The sequence below is a fragment of the Halobellus sp. Atlit-38R genome (assembly GCF_003665925.1).
Classification (GTDB): domain Archaea; phylum Halobacteriota; class Halobacteria; order Halobacteriales; family Haloferacaceae; genus Haloquadratum; species Haloquadratum inordinatus.
The window spans coordinates 1-431 of the sequence record NZ_QXIJ01000421.1 but is presented as its reverse complement, the minus strand read 5'-3'; the positions used below and the strand labels follow the sequence as shown (position 1 = coordinate 431).

Genomic DNA, 431 nt, shown 5'->3' with positions numbered 1-431 from the left:
ATTTTCCGCCAGTCGCGCCCGGATTACCTCCGGGACAACGGGGGCGTCCGCTACCGCCACGAAGTGGTGATGGAACAGCCGATGATTTCCACCGGCGAGCCGCTGAAACGCGAGTTACAGGCGTTCGTCGACGCCGCGACCGACGGCGGCCCCGTCCTCGTCTCGCCGGCCGACGGCCTGCGCGCTATCGACCTCGCCCGGCGAATCGAGGCCGACGCCGAATCGACGGTTCGGAGCGTCGAGACCGCGGAGACTGCGGAAAATGCAGAGACCGCGGAAGCCACGGAAAACGCTGAGACTACGGAACCCTCGGAGGGTCGACGATGAGCCGCGAGCACCCCGGACTGTACGGCTCCGACCGCTCGCCCGACGAACAGACGCGGGCCCTGCGCGCCGGCGAGGTCCCCGTCGCGGTGTACGGCCTGGGGAAG

General features: G+C 69.1%; 1 pseudogene. It reads left to right on the top strand.

Going from position 1 to position 431, the window contains the following annotated elements:
• Positions 1-327 (top strand): annotated as a pseudogene (locus D3D02_RS20175) (gfo/Idh/MocA family oxidoreductase); the annotation flags it as partial.
• Between the last annotated feature and the right edge of the window lie 104 nt (positions 328-431).